This is a genomic window from Parageobacillus galactosidasius (assembly GCF_002217735.1).
Lineage (GTDB): Bacteria > Bacillota > Bacilli > Bacillales > Anoxybacillaceae > Parageobacillus_B > Parageobacillus_B toebii.
The window spans coordinates 176,015-195,500 of record NZ_NDYL01000002.1 but is presented as its reverse complement, the minus strand read 5'-3'; the positions used below and the strand labels follow the sequence as shown (position 1 = coordinate 195,500).

Genomic DNA, 19,486 nt, shown 5'->3' with positions numbered 1-19,486 from the left:
AACTATATTTTCTGAACCTTTACACGACGAAAGTCGGCAAGTTCTGATGTACTAAAAAGTTTTGTGCAGGCACCCTATCTCGTTTCGTTAAGTATCATGGACAAACACCTCACTGGTGTTTAGCAACCTGCCAGAACGGTTCAAAACCGTTTTCCACTTCATCCCGATGACACAAGTCACGGGCTTTTGTGGCTGTATTTTTGTTACAGGGAACCAGACGCATGAACAAATGCAGATTTGTCCGCTTCTAAACGCGATATCCATTCGTCAATTCCTTCTCCGGTGCGAGCAGAAACTTCATGAATGCGAATGCCTGGTCGCACCTCATTCAGCGCTTCATAAAAACGGTGCCGGTGAAAACCTACCGCTTCAGCTAAGTCAATTTTTGTAATGATTGCTGTATCAGCGCTGTTGACGATGGTTGGATATTTTACCGGCTTGTCTTCTCCTTCTGTCACGGAAAAGAGAACGACACGTTGATTTTCTCCTAAATCATAACTTGCGGGACATACAAGATTCCCAACATTTTCAATAAAGAGAAAATCAATTTTTTCCAAGTCCCATTCTTTTAAAGTTCGCTCAATCATTTCCGCCTCAAGATGGCAAACGGTGCCGGTTGTAATTTGGCGCACTTTCGCTCCGCTTTGACGCAAGCGATCTGCATCATTTTCAGTGGCCAAATCACCAACTAAAGCCGCCACATTATACCTTTTGCCAAGACGAGTGAGCACTTCTGTAAGCAGCGTCGTTTTTCCTGCTCCTGGGCTTGAGACTAGATTGACGACATAAACGCCCGCTTTTTGAAAACGCTTCCGCATTTCTCTAGCAAGAAGGTCATTTTTCTTCAGAACATTCTGACGAATTTCGACAATTCGAGGATTCAACACCATCTCTTGCATTTTCTTCTCCACCTTCCAAAGCGTACAATTCCATCTCTCGTCCCGCAAGCACTTGACCTGTTTTCGTTCCGCACACAGGACAACGCATAGGAAATGGTTCGGGCAAAATGCGTGCTTCTTGGCAGTCTGGACAGAAAACTTTTACAGGAACATCTTCAATGATAAGCTTTGCTCCTTCCAAAGGAGTTCCTTGAACGACGACATCGAAGGAAAATTCCAAAGCTTCTTTTACAACCCCCGACAAAGCGCCGAGCTTTAAATACAGTGCTTTAACTTGCTTTATCCCCGAATTTTCCGCTGCTTCCATGGCTAATTCAACTAAGCTGTGGGCAATAGATAACTCATGCATTGCTGATCTCCTTCGATAAGTGTCGCGCAAAATTCAGGACAAAATTAAGCGCCGGCTGCACTTCTGGATCACTTAATGCCCGCATAAGACCAATGATCCCTACGCGTTTCGTTCCCGTTTCCATCGTCTCTTTAGAAGCCTGTAACAATGAACGAGACACTTTCCCAATCGTTTGCACCGAACGCACGTCCAAAACATCGGATTTGAACAGCTCTTGAACTTGCGGAGAATCGAGGAATTCTTGCATTCGCTGCAACGCCGTTAAGGCATGCTCAAAACGCGTAACATATTCCGGTCTGGATAAGCTTTGTCGCAAAAGAATAACGAGTTCGTTGATCGAATCAGCAAACTCTGGTCCGCGCCGAAGAAAATTTTCCAGCATATCTAGCAGAAACGTTACATTCTCCAGCTTATCGAGCAGGCGGACTAGTTGCTCCATCGTGTGTGGATCTGAAAGCTTTTCAACCAACAAGTGTTCAATCGGCTCCCCCACAACCGCTTCTTTCCCAACTTTACCCATTACAATCCCTCCTTTTCGATCCCCACATAATAAAAAGTGAGTCGTTTTAGCTATTTCTGTTTTTTGAGCAATTATCAATATGGTAAAATAATTAAGAATTTTGTGATAATTATACCATATCAAAATCCTATTTGTCCATCTAAACCAACAGAAAACTCTGACTGAGCCGCTGTTTCATACGTGTTGAACATCGTCTTTCGGCAGCAGGCACAAAATTTTTTCCTTCTGTTCCAAAAATGTTTTTTCTGCTTGTTCGTGAAAGTGGCTTTGCTCTAAAAAATGAACAAGTTCCATTTTGTTTCCTCCTAATTACAACAATTTGCCATGTAATATTCATCAACATATTTTCCGTTTATCAACAGAGAATGCCGTTTGATCCCTTCTTGTTCAAATCCCATTTTCCGGTATAACGATACAGCGCGTTGATTGTTGACGACTACCGTTAATTCCAACCGATGAATGCCTTTCGTGCGAGCCCAACGCTCCAATTCGGCAAACAGCATCGTACCGATTCCTTTTCCTCTATACGAAGCCAGCACGCCAATGACGATATATACCGTATGCTTATTTCGTCTCGCGCTCCCTCCTCTTGCCACTAGATACCCAACTAGCTTTCCGTCCGCCTCTGCCACCAGTATCGTGGAGTTTTCCTCATTCTGCATCGCTTCGATTTGGCTTCTCTGCAGATCTGGAGTGAGCGTTCGTTCCCCTGCCTCAAACAGCATAAATTCTGCTTCTTTTTCTACTTGCAAGATGAGGTGTGCCAACTCTTCTGCATCGTCTACCGTCGCATGCCTTACGTTCATCTTATCTCTCCTCCTCCAAATATTCCCGCGCCAAATCACGATTTCGATATCGCGCCATAGCGGTTTTCAGTTTTTTCAACCCTGCTTTTTGATAAAACTTCTCTTTTCCAGTAGTAGCAATTAAATGCACGCAAGAAACGTGCTTAAGCAGCTCAAGCAAATCCTCGATAATTGCTTTTCCGATGCCATTTGCTATTGTAGGTTTTACCTTTTTGGCAGTGTTCCGAGAAGGTCTTGAGATGGTCGTGTTTATGGTTCCGTTAACGTCAATAACCGATCCGGTCCTAAATATAGTACTCGGTGTATTAGGGATTATATCAGGAAATCTATGTACTTGGGAAAAAGATCAATGTAGAATACTTTTTCAATCTCTCCACTTTTTTACTTGTCATATTTGCTGCGGGATTTTTAGTAAGCGGAATCGGGGAATTTCAGCAACTCGGTTGGCTGCCATTCGGCAATGAAATCTTATGGGATACAAGTTCAATCTTGAGCAGCGACAGTGCTGTGGGGCACCTGTTGCACGCATTAGTAGGCTACACCGATAAACCAACAAGTTTGCAAGTGATCAGTTATGTTGTTTATTTAGTCTTAATTGGAATTTCGTCAGTAGTTCGGAAACGGACATAACAAGCAACTTGGCCGTTTGATTACACTTCATGTTCCCAGCTAATTTATCAATATCGGAGTCAGACGATAAGAGAAATGGAAAAAGCCGATTTTTCCTCAACGGAGGAAAAATCGGCTTGTATTATTATCTTTTCGACTCTAAATGCCTATTAATAACTTCTGATTAATGAAATGAATTATTTTTTAGCACTACCTATTACTTTTTATTCCACAAACTACATCGGCGGCTCTTCCTTGTACACTTCAATTCTCATAAAACACCTTCTCACGAATACGATAAAACTTTAATTCACTGATTCTCATTTCGTTATAGGCTTCATAATCGTATGGTTCATTAATTGATCAATTAAATCTCTCTTGATAAATTTTTTAATATAGTTATAATAGTTTAAAAGGCTTGGTATGAATAATGTTTCAACTAAACCGCCCTTTCATTGAAATAAGAAAATCAACGACACTCTTTAATAATCGAGCATTTAAAATAAAAAACGCCACCCCGACCGGAGTGACATTCTGTCTCAACATTTCCACGATACCATCATAACACGTCTAAACAAAAATATTCTGTCATTTTTTATATTCATTTGTTCATTAAATTTATTTCCTCAATTTGTGCTTTCAGCTCTTTTATATATTCATTGTTCTCGTTCACATAATTTTTCAACATCTTCCCAAGGTATTGAAGCCCATTTACAGCATCACTAAAAAACCCGTCTCTAACAAGCTCGTATAAACTATAAAACTTTCGCACTTTGTTGTCGTGTAAATATACTTTCTCTGGATGATTCTTCTGGATATTAAACACAATAACTTCATTTTCTTTCCGATCATATCCTAGTATAGGACCGAGTGGAGAACGAATTTTTATAGTTGGATGTGTAAAAACAAGACCTTTTTTAAAATACCAACTATAAATAGGCTTTAATTTTTCTAGCATGCTTTTAAGTAATCCTAGTTGTTCGTCCAGTAAATCTTCAATTTCTCTACTAGTAGTTTCATGCTCTTTATATTGTTGTTCCAATTTTTGTAACAAGTCTTCTACGTTGATATTTAAATCCATATATCACACCCCCTTTATGATGAGTTCATCAGAAAAGATCTTGTTTTAATGAACATCAAATAGGTAAATGAACACGGAAATCGTTTCTCTCGCCATACAATATATTAATGAAAATTTACTACCGTTTGTTTGTTTAATCACCCATGCTTTTTATCTTTTTTAGGATTTTAATGCTCACATGATTTGAACGCTATTTTGTTTCTTTATTTATCTACTCGTCTATTCATAGGGTTGTATCTAAATATAACGAGTAAGAAAATGGACGAGCATGTCGTCATATCTTTTACATAACACTAAAGAAGGAGGGTATGAGATAATGACATCAATTGAACTTTTCGCATGGATATTATCAGCAATCTTAGGGATTAGCTTTATTATTTCTTTAGCGGCAGTAGCAAAAAAACCAAGGTACATTGCTGAAACGGAACATAAAAGGATTCATCCCCCTGAAAAGGAAAAATAACCATAATAACGAAATATAACGCTATACTCGAACCACTTTTCCTTCTCACCAATGTAACTTAGTTACTCTTGTGTTTCTAACTTCGGAGTGGAACCATCCAAGAAAACGAGCAGCTCCATTCCAAAACTTCAAAAAGAACTGCCTCCTTCGGTTTTACGAAAATTTATTTAAAGCTTCTTTTTGAAACTTTGTTCATTCCACTTGCCCACTCAAAGCTCTGGCGATTTGCGCCAACATAAACGCATCACAGACGTTATCGCTCGCCACTGTGCTCAAATCCCCAGAGAACCATTTATCTTTTTTGCATTACCTTTACCGGTTGTAAATTTTTTTACCGAAGACGTTGAAACCTCGTGGCAGCTAAATTAAATCCTGCCTGAAGAAGCTTAGATCGGAGTATCCAATCAGTTTCGTACTGAACACTGACGGCAGATCCCTTTGAATCGTAAAAACCCTTGATGAAAAAACATCTTTTTCTGCATGTATTCCTAACTCTTTTAGCAATATCCGTGAATCTGTGTAGGGCCCGGCCCTTTTCTCTATCCGATTATTTCCTGCCAATATAGTTGCGTACACCACTTTCTCGCCGTATCATTTTATATAAATTCATACATAGAAAAGGGGGGCTCGCCATTGACAAAACAGCTGCCGCCAGGCCAATTTGAAACGGAAAAATGGCCGATTCTCCATGATGGGGATGTTTATCAATTTGATGAATCAACATGGGAATTCCGCTTATTTGGGGATGTAAAAGAAGAAGTCTCTCTTTCCTATCAGCAAGTAATGGAACTGCCAAAAACAATCTCGACGATCGATATGCATTGTGTGACGACATGGTCGAAATTTGATACAACATTTGAAGGGATTGCCTTTCGCGAGTTTTTGCGCTTTGTTGAACTGGCCCCAGATGTGAAATACGTGAAAATTTACGGCTATTTAAAAGGAGACCGCTTCGGCTATTCGGCGAACTTGCCGCTCGAGGCGCTGATGGGCGATGACGCGCTATTTGTGTACCGCTGGAAAGACAAACGTCATGACTGGCAGGATATTTCCCCAAAACATGGCTATCCGCTCCGCTTTATTCCACCTGCATCGTTTTATTTATGGAAAGGAACGAAATGGGCATCTGGAATCCAGTTCATGAAAAAAGACGAGCCGGGATATTGGGAACAACGCGGCTTCTCGATGACCGCCAATCCGTTTAAGGAAGAGCGCTTTGCCGATCCAAACGATAATGTAAAACTTTTTTGAAAAGTTCATTGTATTCACCCCTAAAAAACGAGAGCTTCTTTTTTAGAGTTCCTCTCAGCTTGCCGACAAAGTCGACAAGCTGAGAAAGAGTCTTTTCTAAGACAACCTCTTTTTATTTTTTGCACTCTTCATACACGGAAGAAACGGGCACACAACGATTTTCTTTTACTGCCATGTTGCCCATTCTCAACCTTTACATTGTCCTTTTTATACACTCTATCCAGTTTTTTTATTATTGTCTTGGCATCATTCGAGGTTTTTTACTTTTTTTGCATTTAGCACATATTTTCATTAGAAAACCTACTTAATGTGTATATGGCTGTTTAAAGGTGGTTCTTGCATTCCTTTGGTTGAAAATTCAGATAATTGGGATAATAAGTCGAAAAATTCTAATTTTTCCCTTTCCTGATATTTGCGAATATTAAGAAGCAGAAAAAAATAACTTTAGCATGGTTATTTAATAAGAGGCTGCCTCAAGAGGTCGATTCAACGGCCTTTTGAGGCAGCCTCGCTGCATATATGCACTATGCATGATGCGTTGCCGCTTGTTTTTGCATCCACTGGTGCAAACGGACAAACAAGAGCATAAATACAATCGTGATCATCGCGCCTTTTACTGCGTTAAACGGCAAGATAGCCGAAACAACCAATGCCCTTGTTTCCGGCGCGCTCATCGCCGGTGCGCCTAGAAAGATCGTATACGCCGGCAGAAACACGTAGTAGTTCAATACGCTCATCATCAGCGCCATAACGGCGGTGCCAATGACTAAACCAGCCAGCATTCCTTTTTTTGATTTTGTTTTATGATATACGTAATATGTCGGCAAAATAAACGTAATCCCGGCCATAAAGTTGGCGATATGCCCGACCGGAACGCCGGTAGGACTGCCGACCATGAAATAATTCAACACATTTTTCAGCAATTCAACGGACACTCCCGCCAGCGGTCCGTACAGAATCGCGGCGATCAATGCAGGAACGTCGCTGAAATCCACCAATAGAAAGTTTGGAAATGGCGGAAGCGGAAAGTTTAACAGCATCAGTAAATCGAGATGGCACTAAACACTCCAATTAAGACAAGCGCGCGGATATTCATTTTTCTCATGTCGATTCTCCTCTCCTTCTCGTGATCCATCCTCACAAGAAGAAGGCTGCCAACTTTGAGCGTCAAATAAAAAACCCTTAAGTGTTCACACTTAAGGGAGAAAAAGGGTATGCTCAAATAGACGTTCGATCGCGCAACATTCGAACGCCGGCAAACCTTCATCTTCTCCCATCCAGACTATACTGTCGGCTCCGGAATTGCACCGGATCGTGCCTATGCGGCTCGCGGGCTGAGAAGCAAATTGCTTCATCACCGCCGGTCGGGAATTTCACCCTGCCCCGAAGATGAATCGTATTATATTTTTTTAATATTATTATATAATTTCTTTATGCGTTATGTCTATCATCAATGCAGTGCATATGAATGCTCTTTTTTCTCACACCAACATGATTTTTCATTTTTATGATAAAATAAAGAAGGAAAAAGATAGTAAATAATAAGGAGCTGACTATCATGAAAAACGAAATCATTGAACGTTTTACGAAGTATGTTCAAGTTGACACCCAGTCTGACCCGAACAGTGATACTTGTCCCTCCACTCCGGGTCAATGGACGCTAGCGAGAATGCTAGTAGAAGAATTAAAAGCAATCGGCATGGAAGAAGTAACAATAGACGAAAACGGCTATATCATGGCAACATTGCCCGCAAATACCGATAAAGATGTGCCAACCATTGGCTTTTTAGCCCATATGGATACGGCTCCCGAATTTACCGGCGCCAATGTAAAACCGCAAATTGTCGAAAACTACGATGGCAATGATATCATATTAAATGAGGCGCTACATATTGTGCTTTCGCCGAAAGATTTTCCGGAACTTGCAAACTACAAAGGCCATACATTAATCACCACCGACGGCACGACGCTGCTTGGCGCGGACAATAAAGCGGGAATCGCGGAAATTATGACGGCGATGGCCTACTTAATCCAACATCCGGAAATTAAACACGGAAAAGTGCGCGTCGCGTTTACACCGGATGAAGAAATCGGCAGAGGGCCGCATAAGTTTGACGTCGCTAAGTTCGGTGCTAAATATGCGTACACAGTCGATGGCGGTCCGCTTGGCGAATTAGAGTATGAAAGCTTTAACGCCGCGGAGGCAAAAATCAAATTTAAAGGAAAAAATGTTCATCCAGGCACCGCCAAAGGCAAAATGATTAACTCGATGAAAATCGCGATGGAATTTCACGCACAGCTTCCTGCCAACGAAGCGCCGGAACATACGGAAGGCTACGAAGGATTTTATCATTTGCTTTCCTTCCAAGGAAATGTCGAAGAAACAGCGCTTCATTACATTATCCGCGACTTTGACCGCGAACAATTTGAAGCGCGCAAAGCAAAAATGCGGGAAATCGCGGCAAAACTGCAAGAAAAATACGGAAAAGAGCGAATCGCGATCGAAATAAAAGACCAATATTATAACATGAGAGAAAAAATCGAACCGGTCCGCGAAGTTGTCGATATCGCCTATGAAGCGATGAAAAACTTAAATATTGAACCGAAAATTTCGCCGATCCGCGGCGGCACGGACGGGTCGCAGCTTTCGTACATGGGGCTGCCGACTCCAAATATTTTCACGGGCGGCGAAAACTTCCACGGCCGCTATGAATACATTTCCGTCGACAACATGATCAAAGCAACAAACGTCATTATTGAAATTATTAAGCTGTTCGAGCAAAAAGCGTAACAGAAAAGCTGGTTCCAACGGCGTTTTGGAACCAGCTTTTTCATATTTAGCGAAGCTGTTGAATGCGGCCTTCGATTTGGGCATCAAATGGCTGAGGAAGCTGTTGAATATAATGGATGAGCGCCTCTAAATCGACTGGTCCTACTTCGCGGTTTTTCCCTTCCGTAAATACCGTGAAGTTATCTCCCCCATCAGCTAGGAAGCTGTTTGCTGTAACGGTGTATTCCGCATTTGGATCGAGTTTTGCGCCGTTTGGCAAATAAATATCGACGACTTTGTCTGTTGGTTTGCTTGCGTCCCAAGTATATGTGAGACCGGAAATTTGCAGCATGCGTGTTTGATTCGACTGCCATTGTTGGTTCAATAGCTTACGGATTTGCTCGCCCGTGAGCGTCATTTTTACGAGCTGATTGCTAAATGGCTGCACGTTATACAGCTCTCCCCATGTCACTTCTCCTTGTTCAATATTGGCGCGAATGCCGCCAGGATTCATAAAGGCGAAGTCGGTTTTCATCGCTGTCCGCTGCGCATCGGCAATCAAATTTCCTAACGCTGATTCACCACTTGCATTTTGCTCAGCGCTAATCGTCGTTTTTGCCATACCGATGACTTGGTTAATAATTGGAGATACCTTTGCTTCATACTTGTCAATGAATTTCGTAATCTTTGGATCAGGCTTGATGCTATCTTGGTAGGTGGTCACGATTTCCGCTTTTTTCGCAACAACGTCTTTTGTCCGCCGATCAATTGTTAAATCCACATCCGAAAAAGCAGTTCCATAAGAATATGATTGAACAAGCAGTTTGCCGTCCACTTCGGCGTTTAAATACGCATGATTATGACCAGCAAAAATAACATCGACTTCATCATCCACTGTTTTCGCGATGTCTACAATTTCTCCACTCGCGTTGGAACCATCTTTATTAGAAACCCCTGGATTATGCGCAAGGACAACGATTGCGCGCACCCCCCGCCGTTTTAGTTGTTTCACCGCCTCGTTAATCGCCTCCGCTTCATCCGTGAATGCAACCCCAGCCACACCGCTTGGAATGACGATGCTTGGCGTGTCGGATAAAGTTACTCCGATAAAACCAATCGGTATTCCTTTCACTTTTTTAATAACATAAGGCGGAAGAATCGGTTTGCCTGTCTTTTTATCTATTACATTCGCGCTTACGTATGGAAAATCCGCACCACGAAAATAGCCGGTTTTTGGATGCGTCCCCCCATAAATGAGGCGAAGCATTTCGTCGACCCCTTCATCAAATTCATGGTTTCCGGGCACTCCCACATCAAAACCTAACTTATTTAGAAACTCTATCGTTGGCTCATCCTGCAGCAGTGCCGATACAGGTGAACTTGCTCCAACGGCATCCCCTGCATGCACAAGAAGCGTATTTTTATTTTCCCTTTCCCGTTGTTTTAAATACGCAGCTAAATAATCCGCTCGCCCGACCGCTCTTCCTCCAACGTTTCTTGTTACATCAAGCTGTCCGTGAAAGTCGTTAATTCCTAGCAATTGTACATCGATATAACGATATGAATAGGAATTCGTCTGCTGCTTTTTCCCTAGATGGTCAGGTTGCCCAGCCGCAAATACACTTGCTGAAGACAGAGCAGCGGACAAGGCAAGCGCAGATACAGTCGTTTTAACCAGTTTGGATGAAAGTTTCATATTCATAACTCCTTTCCTCGTTTTCCTGTCATTATCATAGATTTCGTTTCATAGTAATAATAGAGCCAAAATACTTATTTTCTTCTAAAAATATTGTAAATTTTATACCCGTGGCGCTAGATAAAATCAGACAAGCATAAAAAATAGCCCTTGCATGAGGAACCCCTTAAAATGAAAGTGCAACCAAACATCAAAAGGAGAAGTTCCCATGCAAGAGCACTTTCATTTTACAACAGATCGTGTCAAACTTAGGGATTTCCTTGATTTACTCAATTGTTCGAACCACGGTGAATAGAATTTCTTAAATTTTTTTGTCTAAAATGAATAATTGAGGAAAAAAATGGGAGGTTATTATTAAAATCCATACAAATTTATGTTAAAATTTAGATAAAGGATAAAGGGAGGGTGAAAAAAGTGAATTTTTTTGGGCAGGATTATTATTTTGGTTGTTAATCGGAGTTTCGATTTTCTTTCTCATTTGGGGATTGATTAAAAAAAGGGCAATTCATTTTATACTTAGTGCTTTACTATTTTCACCTATTGCTTATTATTTCAGTGGAGCAGAGAATGCTTTTAAGTTAATTATGTTTTATCCTATAGTTCCACTATTGCTGGCGGTATTTTTCGTACCAAAAAAAACGTTAAGTAATTAAAAGGTTGCACTTAAAGATATTTTTGACACCAATCCCATAACAAGAAAATGTAACCAAATAAATGTGAAGGGAACATTTATTTGGAACTTTAAAAAAAGCTGCCCCCAAGGGATTTAGTAAATCCACTTTTTGGGGACAGCTTTATTTTTTTAGTTAGTTTCGATATCTAAGTCTAATGTTATCCAACTTTCACCCCAGCGTTCCCAATCAACTACATAGCTATATGTTCCATCGTTTTTTGCTGTTATGGAGATAATATGAGTTACTCTTGTTTCTTCATCATCATCTAAAAAGTCATAGTTTCTATAATAGCCATATCCTTTTTGAGTAAGTTGAGTTTTTGAAGAATTTAATGAATAGTTATCCAAAGTACTCCTTTTTACATTTCGCCTGCACACACTCATACGGTTTTTCGTCCGTTTTAAGGCGTGCAAACAGAAAGGCGGCCGCATTGGTCGTTTTTCCTTGTTGTTGCGAAAAAATCGTCAAGGTGACGTTATTCATGCCGATAATAAACGATAAAATCGTATAAATGACCGTACTTGCCACTGCGACCGCCGCAAGGGAATTTTCTCCTATCAAATTGCCAACCCAAAAACTATCGATAAATTGATAGGAAACTTGCAATAAGTTCGTAAACATAATAGGGAACGAAAAAGCGATCAGCTGTTTAGGAATATTACCTTTTGTCAAATCGTATTGCCGCGTCATTTCCCAGTCACTTTACTTCCATTGGAATCCCCCCTTGGTTGCCCAAGGGGGTATCGTTATGCTTTTGTCCATGTAGATTGCAACTGAACGCCGCCGCCTTTAGCGTCGTGTAAACAGGACAACGCGAATCGGTAATGCGCCGTAATTCGTCAATGCGCTCCTGTGATTCACTCGTTTTTGTCCCTCCTTGTTTTTACAAGTGTTTTTTCCCCTTCACACCATTAATCGAGTAGCTTGCCGTAATGTTGGCATTTAACGAATGGGATACAGAACAGTACTTCTCTTTCGACAATTGAATAGCGCGGACGACTTTGTCTTCTGGCAAATCCCCTTCTAACACATAATGAATGTGAATATCCGTAAACCGTTTTGGATGATCGTCTGCACGGGTTCCTTCCACTTCTATATAAAACGATCGAACTTCAAGCCGCATTTTTGTCAAGATCGATATGATATCAATTCCCGTACATCCGGCAAGCCCGTGTAAAATTAATTCCATCGGTCTCGCCCCGGAATCTTGTCCCCCTGCTTCTTTGGAAGCATCAATCGGAATTTGCACTCCTGATGCGCTCATCCCTGTAAACGACATTTGCCCGTTCCACGTTACTTTCGTTTTCATTTCTTTTCTTCCTCCTCTTTCAGTTCCAGCGATAAAATAACCATGTTATCATCTAGTTTACTTTGCCAAAAAAATAAATGCAAAAAAAATACCTTCCGTTGATATGTTCTATTTTCCTTCTAGCGTTTTTTTTCATGCATGGTAAAATAAAAACATGCACAAATTTGATAAGTAAAGGGTGTAGAGAGGTTGATGGAAAAAGCACTCATTTTGATCACAGCTTACCTTCTTGGATCGATTCCGTTTGCGCTCCTTGTCGGAAAAATAGGATACGGAATCGATATTCGCGAGCATGGCAGCGGAAATCTAGGAGGGACAAATACATTTCGCGTCCTTGGCGTAAAAGCAGGAATGATCGTCACATGCGGGGATATGCTAAAAGGGACGCTGGCAGCAAGCCTGCCTGTATTGTTCTCCGTGCACATACATCCGCTGTTAGCAGGAGTGTGCGCTGTCATCGGACATACATATCCGATTTTTGCCAAATTCCGCGGCGGGAAAGCGGTCGCAACATCGGCAGGTGTGATGCTGTTTTATTCACCGTTTTTGTTCGTTTCGCTTCTTACTGTCTTTTTCATTGTTTTATATATTTCCAAGTATGTTTCGTTATCTTCGATGTTAGCCGGGGTATATGCCGTTATTTATACCATCTTTTTTACTGATGACATTCCACTAATGATCGCAGTATCGTTATTAACGGCGTTTATCTTTTACCGCCACCGCGCGAATATAAAACGCATTGTCAACAAAACGGAACCAAAAATCAAGTGGCTGGGCGGAAAATAAACGATCTTATTATTTTGAGCAGCAAGAAAGGAGTTGGATCATTGAAATTACCAAGCGAATTCATCGAAAAAATGGAGAGGCTTTTGGAAGACGAAGCTTCTCGTTTTTTTTCCACCTATCATGAAGAAAAAGCAAACGGGTTGCGGTTCAACCCATTGAAAATCGACCGCGAGACGTTTTTAACGCTCGTCCCGTTTGTACTTTCCCCCGTTCCGTTTTGCCCAACTGGTTTTTATTATGACGCACACGAACAACCTGGAAAGCATCCGTATCACGCGGCAGGGCTCTATTATATCCAAGAGCCGAGCGCGATGTTTGTAGCTGAAGTGTTAAAGCCTAATCCAGGGGAGTTTGTTCTTGACCTTTGCGCCGCACCTGGCGGAAAAACGACGCAGCTTGCGGCAATGATGAAAAATCAAGGGCTGATTATCGCCAATGAAATTCATCCGAAGCGCGTCAAAGCACTATCGGAAAATATCGAGCGGTTTGGGATTACAAACGCGCTTGTTACGAATGAAACACCGGAAAAGCTCGCGAAATATTTCCCTGGGTTTTTTGACAAAATCTTAGTAGATGCTCCATGCTCGGGGGAAGGCATGTTTCGAAAAGACGAAGAAGCTGTGCAATTTTGGAGCCAAGCGCACGTCGAACAATGCGCCATCAAACAGCAGCATATTTTAGATTGTGCATACGAGATGTTAAAAGAAGGCGGCATTCTCGTCTATTCCACTTGCACGTTTTCTCCTGAAGAAAACGAACAGACCATAGAAGCTTTTTTACAAACATATGATGATCTTGAATTGCTGTCGATTGAAAAAGTTCATGGCATTCAGCCGGGAAGACGGGAATGGACGAACACGAACTTCGAGGAAATGGAGAGAACGGCTCGGCTATGGCCGCATTCGTTAAAAGGGGAAGGCCATTTTGTCGCGAAAATAAAAAAAACAGGCCCGTCCCCTTCATGGAATGGACGCTATGCCAAGCCAAACGCCTCCAAACAAATGGTTCGCGAGTATCGGCAGTTTGAACAAGAAGCATTGCAAACAGAAATCGAAAAACCGATGTATGCCTTTCAACACCATCTATTCGCCCTACCTGACCACTGCCCGAATTTCGATGGCCTGAAAGTCGTGCGGGCAGGTCTTCACTTAGGAGAAGCGAAAAAGCAGCGGTTTGAGCCGAACCATGCACTTGCCTTATCGCTAAAGCCGCAAGACGTTCGTTACTCCCTTGACTTGTCAAGCGACAGCGTAGAATGCCTAAAATATTTGCGCGGAGAAACGATTCAGACGGGAGAAGACCGCGGCTGGCTGCTTGTGACCGTTGATGGTTATCCGCTCGGGTGGGGAAAAGAAGTAAAAGGTATGGTGAAAAACTTTTATCCGAAAGGACTGCGAATCAACTAATAAATAGGGGCGCGCTTACAAGCGGCCCTTATTGTTTTGCCGATGTCGGAATCGTCAGCGTAAATACAATTTCATCCTTTGCCAAATCAATTTTCCGGGCGGAAACTTGATAACCGTTGCCGAAACGAATATCAGTAAGCGCCACATACACGCGGTTAACCTTCGGATCAATGATCACTTCATCCGGCAATGGCGCGTGTTTTCGTAAATATCTTAACACGTACGTGACCGGAAGCTCCCAATCGCCCAGCGATATTTCCGGACTTTCTAGCACTACATTTCCGCCTTTAACCACTTTCGGAATAAAGGAAACGACAAGGTCCATCTTCCGGCCAAATACAGGGAGCTTGCTTGCCACATACACTCGATCATCAAGCCAAACTCGATATTGCACGGGATGGTCTTTTGCTTTTTTACGAATATAATCATTGATCACCGTATTCAAATGTTCTTTGTTCGAATATACCGTAAACGTGGCTCCTTTTACTTTTTTCGGAGACGGCACCGATATCGGTTTAGCCGGCTGAAACAACCAAACAGCAAAAAGCATCACAACAGCAATATCCAATACCACCAATGTCCAAAACCATTTTTTCCAATTCATTGTTCCAAACTCCCTAACCACATTTCTTCGTGTTGCTGCAATTGTTCATACACACGTCTTGCGATTAATTCATACCCTACTTCATTTGGATGAAACTGGTCGCTATATAACACATCATCCCGGCCATCAAACAAATCTTTCACATTGACAAAAATCGTCCGATCATAGCGCGCCAACACCGCTTTGCTCCCATTATTCCATAGCTTGATAACATCGTTGATTTCCGGAATATTTGGAAGCAAGTTAGAAAATGGATTGTATAAGCCGACAAGAACAATAGTAGCATGTTGGTTATATGTGCGAATCATTGCCAAAAGATGATCCAACCGCTCGGCAAATCGTTTTTGTTCCTTCTCAAACAAAGTGTACGATAAATCAAAAAAATGGGAGCGAACAATTTTCATCATGTCATTGCCGCCGATGGTGATGAAAATAAGATCCGCCTGTCGGACTTCGTTTGCGTGCTCATGGACAACATCATCAAGCTTGGAAATCCGTAACCCTCGCTTTCCAAAATTGATGACCGAGAGCGTTCGCACCCCTTTATGCTGTAATAATTGTTGGCGCAACCGAGAAACATATCCGCCTTTTTGTTCATGATCCCCTACTCCCTCTGTTAGCGAATCGCCAAGAGCGAGCACGCGAATATCTTTTGGAAAAAAATCATTAGCAACCGTACGCGGTGTCAGCTTTATTTGCCGTTCAGGCAAGCTGGCAGCGTTGATTGCCTGCTCGGAAGAACAGCCCGCGCAATAGAGCAACAATAAAAAAATCAATCCCCATTTTTTCATTATTCTACACCTGCCTTACCTTGTAAACACACATGAAGAAAACACGAAAAGGCAAAAATGTATCTACATTTTTGCCTTTTATGACGATTGCAAAATCTCAATATGCTCTAAAATTTTTTCATACGGAACATCTTGCACCCCACTATAAGTTTGGACAATCGTACCGTTTTGGTCAACAAGATAAAACTCTGTTCCATGGATCACTTGATCCTCGTTTTTCGGTTTTTTTACAATCGTTTTAAAGTTTTTCTCGGCAAATTTCTCAATTTCTTGCTGGCTGTATCCTGTAAGCAAATGCCAATTTGATAAATCACCGTTAAACTTTTTCACATACTCTTTTAACTTTTCCGGTGTATCTACTTCCGGATCGACACTAAATGAGACAAATTCAACATCAAGCCCTTTTTCTTTCGCCTTTTTTTGCAACTTAGCCATATTGGCAGTCATTGGCGGACAAACAGTCTCACAATTGGTAAAAATAAAGTCGGCAACCCATACTTTTCCTTTTAAATCTTTTAAACCGAATGGCTTCCCATTTTGATCCGTATACGTAAAATCATCAACCGGCCAATTTTTTGCATCAGGAATGGTTTTTCCGCATGCAGCAAGAAGTACGATGACAAGTAGAACGACGAATCGCTTCATCTTTCCTTTCACCTTTCTCTTCACCTGTTTTCTTCTATTCTGCATAATACATAAGGCCAATGGCGCCCGGTCCGGTATGGATCGAAATCACCGGCGTTGTTGCGACAATATCGATGGAATGATATCCAGTCGCTTCCATGATCGATTGTTTCAGCCGTTCTGCTAATGCGAGCGCATCGGCATGGACGATCCCAACAGCCCGAATCGTTTTATTCGATATATCTTCTTTAAATTGATTTGTCAAATATTTGATGATTTGTGAATAACTGCGCGCTTTCGCAATCGGTGTATACATTCCATCGACAAGCGCTGCAATCGGTTTAATGTTTAAAAGCGAACCGACCAATGCTCTTCCACGGCCAATACGACCGCCTTTTACGAGGTTGTCTAATGTATCGACTGTGACGTACAATCGCGTACAGCGACGGACGTCGCGCAGACGGTTTACAATTTCCTCCACACTTTTCCCCAGTCTTGCCTGTTGCGCTGCTTCCAACACTTGAAATCCCAGGGCAAGCGAAATAAACTCCGAATCTACCACTGTCACATTTGCTTCCGCTAATGTCGCGGCATACTGCGCGGAGCGAACAGTGCCGCTTAGCTCACCAGCCATATGGATCGAGATAATATCGCTTCCATCTTCACCAAGGCGGTTATAGATTTCGAGAAACTCGCCGACAGAAGGTTGAGAGCTTTTTGGCAATTCCTCTGCTTCTTTCATTTTTTCCATAAACTCATCCGGGGTGATCGTTACGCGGTCGATAAACGCTTCCTCACCAATCGTAAAGCTGAGTGGGACTACCTCAATCCCATGCTCTTGCAACACCTCTTTCGGCAAATCGACCGTTGAATCTGTTACAACTTTCACGTTTTTCATGAATTCACTCCCAATATTTAAGCCATATGTACAATTATACAATGAAAAGAGGAAAATTCCTATAAAAATCTAGAATGTCCTGAAGAAAAGTGAATCTTTTTTTCATAAAGGGGGTGAACTGCATAAAAAGAGATAAAACCAAAAAAGCGATGGAATTTTCCACGTCTATTCATTTTATTATCATATCAACAATATGTGTGGAAAGTTTGAAAAAATATCGAAAGACATATGAACTTATGTGCGACAGTCACAAAATAGCAATGACTAAATAAAAAGTTGTTTTGCCGAAGCAAAACAACTTTTTTAGGTTTAAGCATTGTTTTTTAAAACATCGGCCTTAAAAATTTGCTCATAAACAGGCCATTTTAATACTTTTTTCAAATATTCCCGAAACGAGTAAACAGAACGAGCATTACGGGATCGATATACTTTGGCAATAAACGTTTCTAAGCGCAATTGAATCATAAATCGGTACGTGTTATCTTCCTCCAATACAGGAATTTCGATAATCTTCACCTTCTGCCCATAAGCATTTTTGAACTCTAGGCTTTTGAATAGCAAAATATCAATCCTCTTTTTCACCGATTTACTTTTATTATACACCAAATCGGTAAAAAAGCATGTCAGAAATGTGCGAAATATTTACGACTTTTTTCGTGTTTTTTCACTAAATGAGTAAATGGAATAAGTTTGGATTTTTATTCACTTCTTGAAACGGAAACCCTTTTTTCTTCATGCGCTCAATGAGCGGCTCGTAATCTTCGCGGCGTTTTAATTCAATGCCGACCAACGCCGGACCGTTTTCTTTGTTATTTTTCTTTGTGTATTCAAAACGAGTAATATCATCGGTAGGCCCTAATACTTCATCTAAAAATTCGCGAAGTGCGCCGGCACGCTGTGGAAAATTGACGATAAAATAATGCTGCAGTCCTTCATAAATCATCGAACGCTCTTTAATTTCCTGCATTCGATCAATGTCATTGTTTCCTCCGCTGACAATACAGACAACCGTTTTCCCACGGATTTTGTCTTTGTAAAAATCAAGTGCTGCAATCGGAAGCGCCCCCGCCGGTTCAACGACAATTGCATTTTCGTTATATAGCTCTAAGATCGTTGTGCATACTTTTCCTTCCGGTACGACAACAATATCGTCAATGATTTCTTTACAAAGCGCATACGTTTTTTCGCCAACCGTTTTGACTGCCGCTCCATCCACAAATTTATCAATCTCTTCTAATGTCACAACATGCCCTTGCTCGAGGGCAGCTTTCATCGATGGTGCACCTTCTGGTTCCACGCCAATAATTTTTGTAGCTGGAGAAATGCTTTTCACATATGTACCAATCCCCGACATCAATCCGCCACCGCCGATGCTCGCAAACACAAAATCAATCGGCTCTTCACAGTCGTTCAACACTTCTACACCGATCGTTCCTTGTCCGGCAATGACATATTCATCATCAAACGGATGAATAAATGTGCGTCCTTCTTTTTTGGCACACTCCATTGCTTCGTTAAATGAATCATCAAACGTATCGCCTACTAAAACAATGTCGACCATATCTTTTCCGAACAGCTGTACTTGCGATACTTTTTGTCTCGGCGTTGTCGCCGGCATGTACACCTTTCCATGCACGCCTAGCGCCCGACATGAATACGCTACTCCTTGCGCATGGTTGCCTGCACTAGCGCAGACAATGCCGTTTTTCCGTTCTTCTTCGCTTAAATGTTTCATCCGGTTGTATGCACCACGAATTTTGAATGAGCGTACGACTTGTAAATCTTCGCGCTTCAAATACACGTTACATTCGTAACGTTCCGATAATAACGGATTTTTTTGCAGCGGAGTATGGTGTACAACATCTTTTAACGTATGATAAGCGATTAAAATATCTTCAACATAAACGGTTCCTTGTTTTCGTTTAAGTTGTTGTTCCATGTTTTCGTTCC

General features: G+C 41.6%; 20 protein-coding genes, 4 pseudogenes and 1 riboswitch. Of the genes and pseudogenes, 7 read left to right on the top strand and 17 right to left on the bottom strand.

The window, feature by feature from the left end; translation table 11 throughout:
* Positions 1-203 precede the first annotated feature (203 nt).
* The 5 genes and pseudogenes from hypB to B9L23_RS10270 all read right to left on the bottom strand — a co-directional run.
* Complete coding sequence (hypB, locus tag B9L23_RS10290) at positions 204-899, bottom strand: hydrogenase nickel incorporation protein HypB (RefSeq protein WP_089097592.1); 696 nt, start codon at positions 897-899, stop codon at positions 204-206.
* On the bottom strand, positions 835-1,248 hold the full coding sequence (gene hypA / locus B9L23_RS10285; RefSeq protein WP_089098303.1) for a hydrogenase maturation nickel metallochaperone HypA: 414 nt from the start codon (positions 1,246-1,248) through the stop codon (positions 835-837). Before hypA ends, hypB begins: the two co-directional genes overlap by 65 nt.
* Positions 1,241-1,768, bottom strand: a complete 528-nt coding sequence (locus B9L23_RS10280) for a helical membrane plugin domain-containing protein (RefSeq protein ID WP_089097591.1) — start codon at positions 1,766-1,768, stop codon at positions 1,241-1,243. The genes hypA and B9L23_RS10280 overlap by 8 nt, the downstream gene beginning before the upstream one ends.
* 305 nt (positions 1,769-2,073) lie before the next feature.
* Positions 2,074-2,574: a GNAT family N-acetyltransferase gene (locus B9L23_RS10275; protein WP_089097590.1), complete on the bottom strand. Its 501-nt coding sequence runs from the start codon at positions 2,572-2,574 to the stop codon at positions 2,074-2,076.
* Position 2,575: 1 nt separating this feature from the next.
* Positions 2,576-2,761: pseudogene (locus B9L23_RS10270) on the bottom strand (GNAT family N-acetyltransferase); the annotation flags it as partial.
* On the opposite strand from B9L23_RS10270, the pseudogene B9L23_RS21715 reads away from it, so the two are divergent.
* Positions 2,757-2,825 (top strand): annotated as a pseudogene (locus B9L23_RS21715) (hypothetical protein); the annotation flags it as partial. The pseudogenes B9L23_RS10270 and B9L23_RS21715 sit on opposite strands and share 5 nt — an antisense overlap.
* A gap of 73 nt (positions 2,826-2,898) precedes the next feature.
* Complete coding sequence (locus B9L23_RS21710; RefSeq protein ID WP_089097589.1) at positions 2,899-3,204, top strand: FTR1 family protein; 306 nt, start codon at positions 2,899-2,901, stop codon at positions 3,202-3,204.
* 580 nt (positions 3,205-3,784) lie between these two features.
* On the opposite strand, the gene B9L23_RS10255 is transcribed toward B9L23_RS21710, so the two are convergent.
* Complete coding sequence (locus B9L23_RS10255; protein WP_081188682.1) at positions 3,785-4,264, bottom strand: hypothetical protein; 480 nt, start codon at positions 4,262-4,264, stop codon at positions 3,785-3,787.
* Positions 4,265-4,580: 316 nt separating this feature from the next.
* On the opposite strand from B9L23_RS10255, the gene B9L23_RS20435 reads away from it, so the two are divergent.
* Both B9L23_RS20435 and B9L23_RS10250 read left to right on the top strand, forming a co-directional pair.
* Positions 4,581-4,727 carry a hypothetical protein gene (locus B9L23_RS20435; protein WP_169712556.1) on the top strand — a complete coding sequence of 49 codons (147 nt, stop codon included), beginning with the start codon at positions 4,581-4,583 and terminating at the stop codon, positions 4,725-4,727.
* Positions 4,728-5,360: 633 nt separating this feature from the next.
* Positions 5,361-5,978 carry a molybdopterin-dependent oxidoreductase gene (locus tag B9L23_RS10250; RefSeq protein WP_089097588.1) on the top strand — a complete coding sequence of 206 codons (618 nt, stop codon included), beginning with the start codon at positions 5,361-5,363 and terminating at the stop codon, positions 5,976-5,978.
* 524 nt (positions 5,979-6,502) lie between these two features.
* Here B9L23_RS10250 and B9L23_RS10245 read toward each other — a convergent pair.
* Positions 6,503-7,083 (bottom strand): annotated as a pseudogene (locus B9L23_RS10245) (ECF transporter S component).
* A gap of 156 nt (positions 7,084-7,239) precedes the next feature.
* Positions 7,240-7,373: riboswitch (FMN riboswitch) on the bottom strand.
* 163 nt (positions 7,374-7,536) lie between these two features.
* Here B9L23_RS10245 and pepT point away from each other — a divergent pair.
* Positions 7,537-8,769, top strand: a complete 1,233-nt coding sequence (gene pepT, locus B9L23_RS10240) for a peptidase T (RefSeq protein WP_089097587.1) — start codon at positions 7,537-7,539, stop codon at positions 8,767-8,769.
* A gap of 46 nt (positions 8,770-8,815) precedes the next feature.
* Here pepT and B9L23_RS10235 read toward each other — a convergent pair whose 3' ends face one another.
* The 4 genes and pseudogenes from B9L23_RS10235 to B9L23_RS10215 all read right to left on the bottom strand — a co-directional run bounded on the left by B9L23_RS10235 (position 8,816) and on the right by B9L23_RS10215 (position 12,427).
* A complete protein-coding gene (locus B9L23_RS10235) occupies positions 8,816-10,444 on the bottom strand; it encodes a bifunctional metallophosphatase/5'-nucleotidase (protein ID WP_089097586.1) in 1,629 nt (542 codons plus the stop codon).
* Positions 10,445-11,246: 802 nt separating this feature from the next.
* Positions 11,247-11,465: a hypothetical protein gene (locus tag B9L23_RS10230; protein ID WP_089097585.1), complete on the bottom strand. Its 219-nt coding sequence runs from the start codon at positions 11,463-11,465 to the stop codon at positions 11,247-11,249.
* Between the two features lie 82 nt (positions 11,466-11,547).
* Positions 11,548-11,808: pseudogene (locus tag B9L23_RS10225) on the bottom strand (MATE family efflux transporter); the annotation flags it as partial.
* A gap of 193 nt (positions 11,809-12,001) precedes the next feature.
* Positions 12,002-12,427, bottom strand: a complete 426-nt coding sequence (locus B9L23_RS10215) for an OsmC family protein (protein ID WP_062754127.1) — start codon at positions 12,425-12,427, stop codon at positions 12,002-12,004.
* A 192-nt stretch (positions 12,428-12,619) separates the two neighbouring features.
* Here B9L23_RS10215 and plsY point away from each other — a divergent pair, with 192 nt between their 5' ends.
* Positions 12,620-13,213, top strand: a complete 594-nt coding sequence (gene plsY / locus B9L23_RS10210; RefSeq protein ID WP_081188688.1) for a glycerol-3-phosphate 1-O-acyltransferase PlsY — start codon at positions 12,620-12,622, stop codon at positions 13,211-13,213.
* 41 nt (positions 13,214-13,254) lie between these two features.
* Positions 13,255-14,619 (top strand): RsmF rRNA methyltransferase first C-terminal domain-containing protein, encoded by a 1,365-nt coding sequence (locus tag B9L23_RS10205; protein ID WP_081188689.1) that lies wholly within the window; start codon positions 13,255-13,257, stop codon positions 14,617-14,619.
* 28 nt (positions 14,620-14,647) lie between these two features.
* Here the strand turns inward: B9L23_RS10205 and B9L23_RS10200 are convergent, their stop codons facing one another.
* The 6 genes from B9L23_RS10200 to ilvA all read right to left on the bottom strand — a co-directional run bounded on the left by B9L23_RS10200 (position 14,648) and on the right by ilvA (position 19,475).
* Positions 14,648-15,223: a YpmS family protein gene (locus B9L23_RS10200; RefSeq protein WP_081188690.1), complete on the bottom strand. Its 576-nt coding sequence runs from the start codon at positions 15,221-15,223 to the stop codon at positions 14,648-14,650.
* Positions 15,220-16,014 carry an SGNH/GDSL hydrolase family protein gene (locus B9L23_RS10195; RefSeq protein ID WP_062754128.1) on the bottom strand — a complete coding sequence of 265 codons (795 nt, stop codon included), beginning with the start codon at positions 16,012-16,014 and terminating at the stop codon, positions 15,220-15,222. Before B9L23_RS10195 ends, B9L23_RS10200 begins: the two co-directional genes overlap by 4 nt.
* A 78-nt stretch (positions 16,015-16,092) precedes the next feature.
* Positions 16,093-16,659, bottom strand: coding sequence for an SCO family protein (locus B9L23_RS10190; RefSeq protein WP_062754376.1), 567 nt, complete (start codon positions 16,657-16,659; stop codon positions 16,093-16,095).
* A gap of 34 nt (positions 16,660-16,693) precedes the next feature.
* Positions 16,694-17,536, bottom strand: coding sequence for a DegV family protein (locus B9L23_RS10185; RefSeq protein ID WP_015863838.1), 843 nt, complete (start codon positions 17,534-17,536; stop codon positions 16,694-16,696).
* Positions 17,537-17,845: 309 nt separating this feature from the next.
* Positions 17,846-18,097 (bottom strand): YpmP family protein, encoded by a 252-nt coding sequence (locus tag B9L23_RS10180; RefSeq protein ID WP_062754133.1) that lies wholly within the window; start codon positions 18,095-18,097, stop codon positions 17,846-17,848.
* 106 nt (positions 18,098-18,203) lie between these two features.
* Complete coding sequence (gene ilvA, locus B9L23_RS10175) at positions 18,204-19,475, bottom strand: threonine ammonia-lyase IlvA (protein WP_062678652.1); 1,272 nt, start codon at positions 19,473-19,475, stop codon at positions 18,204-18,206.
* Between the last annotated feature and the right edge of the window lie 11 nt (positions 19,476-19,486).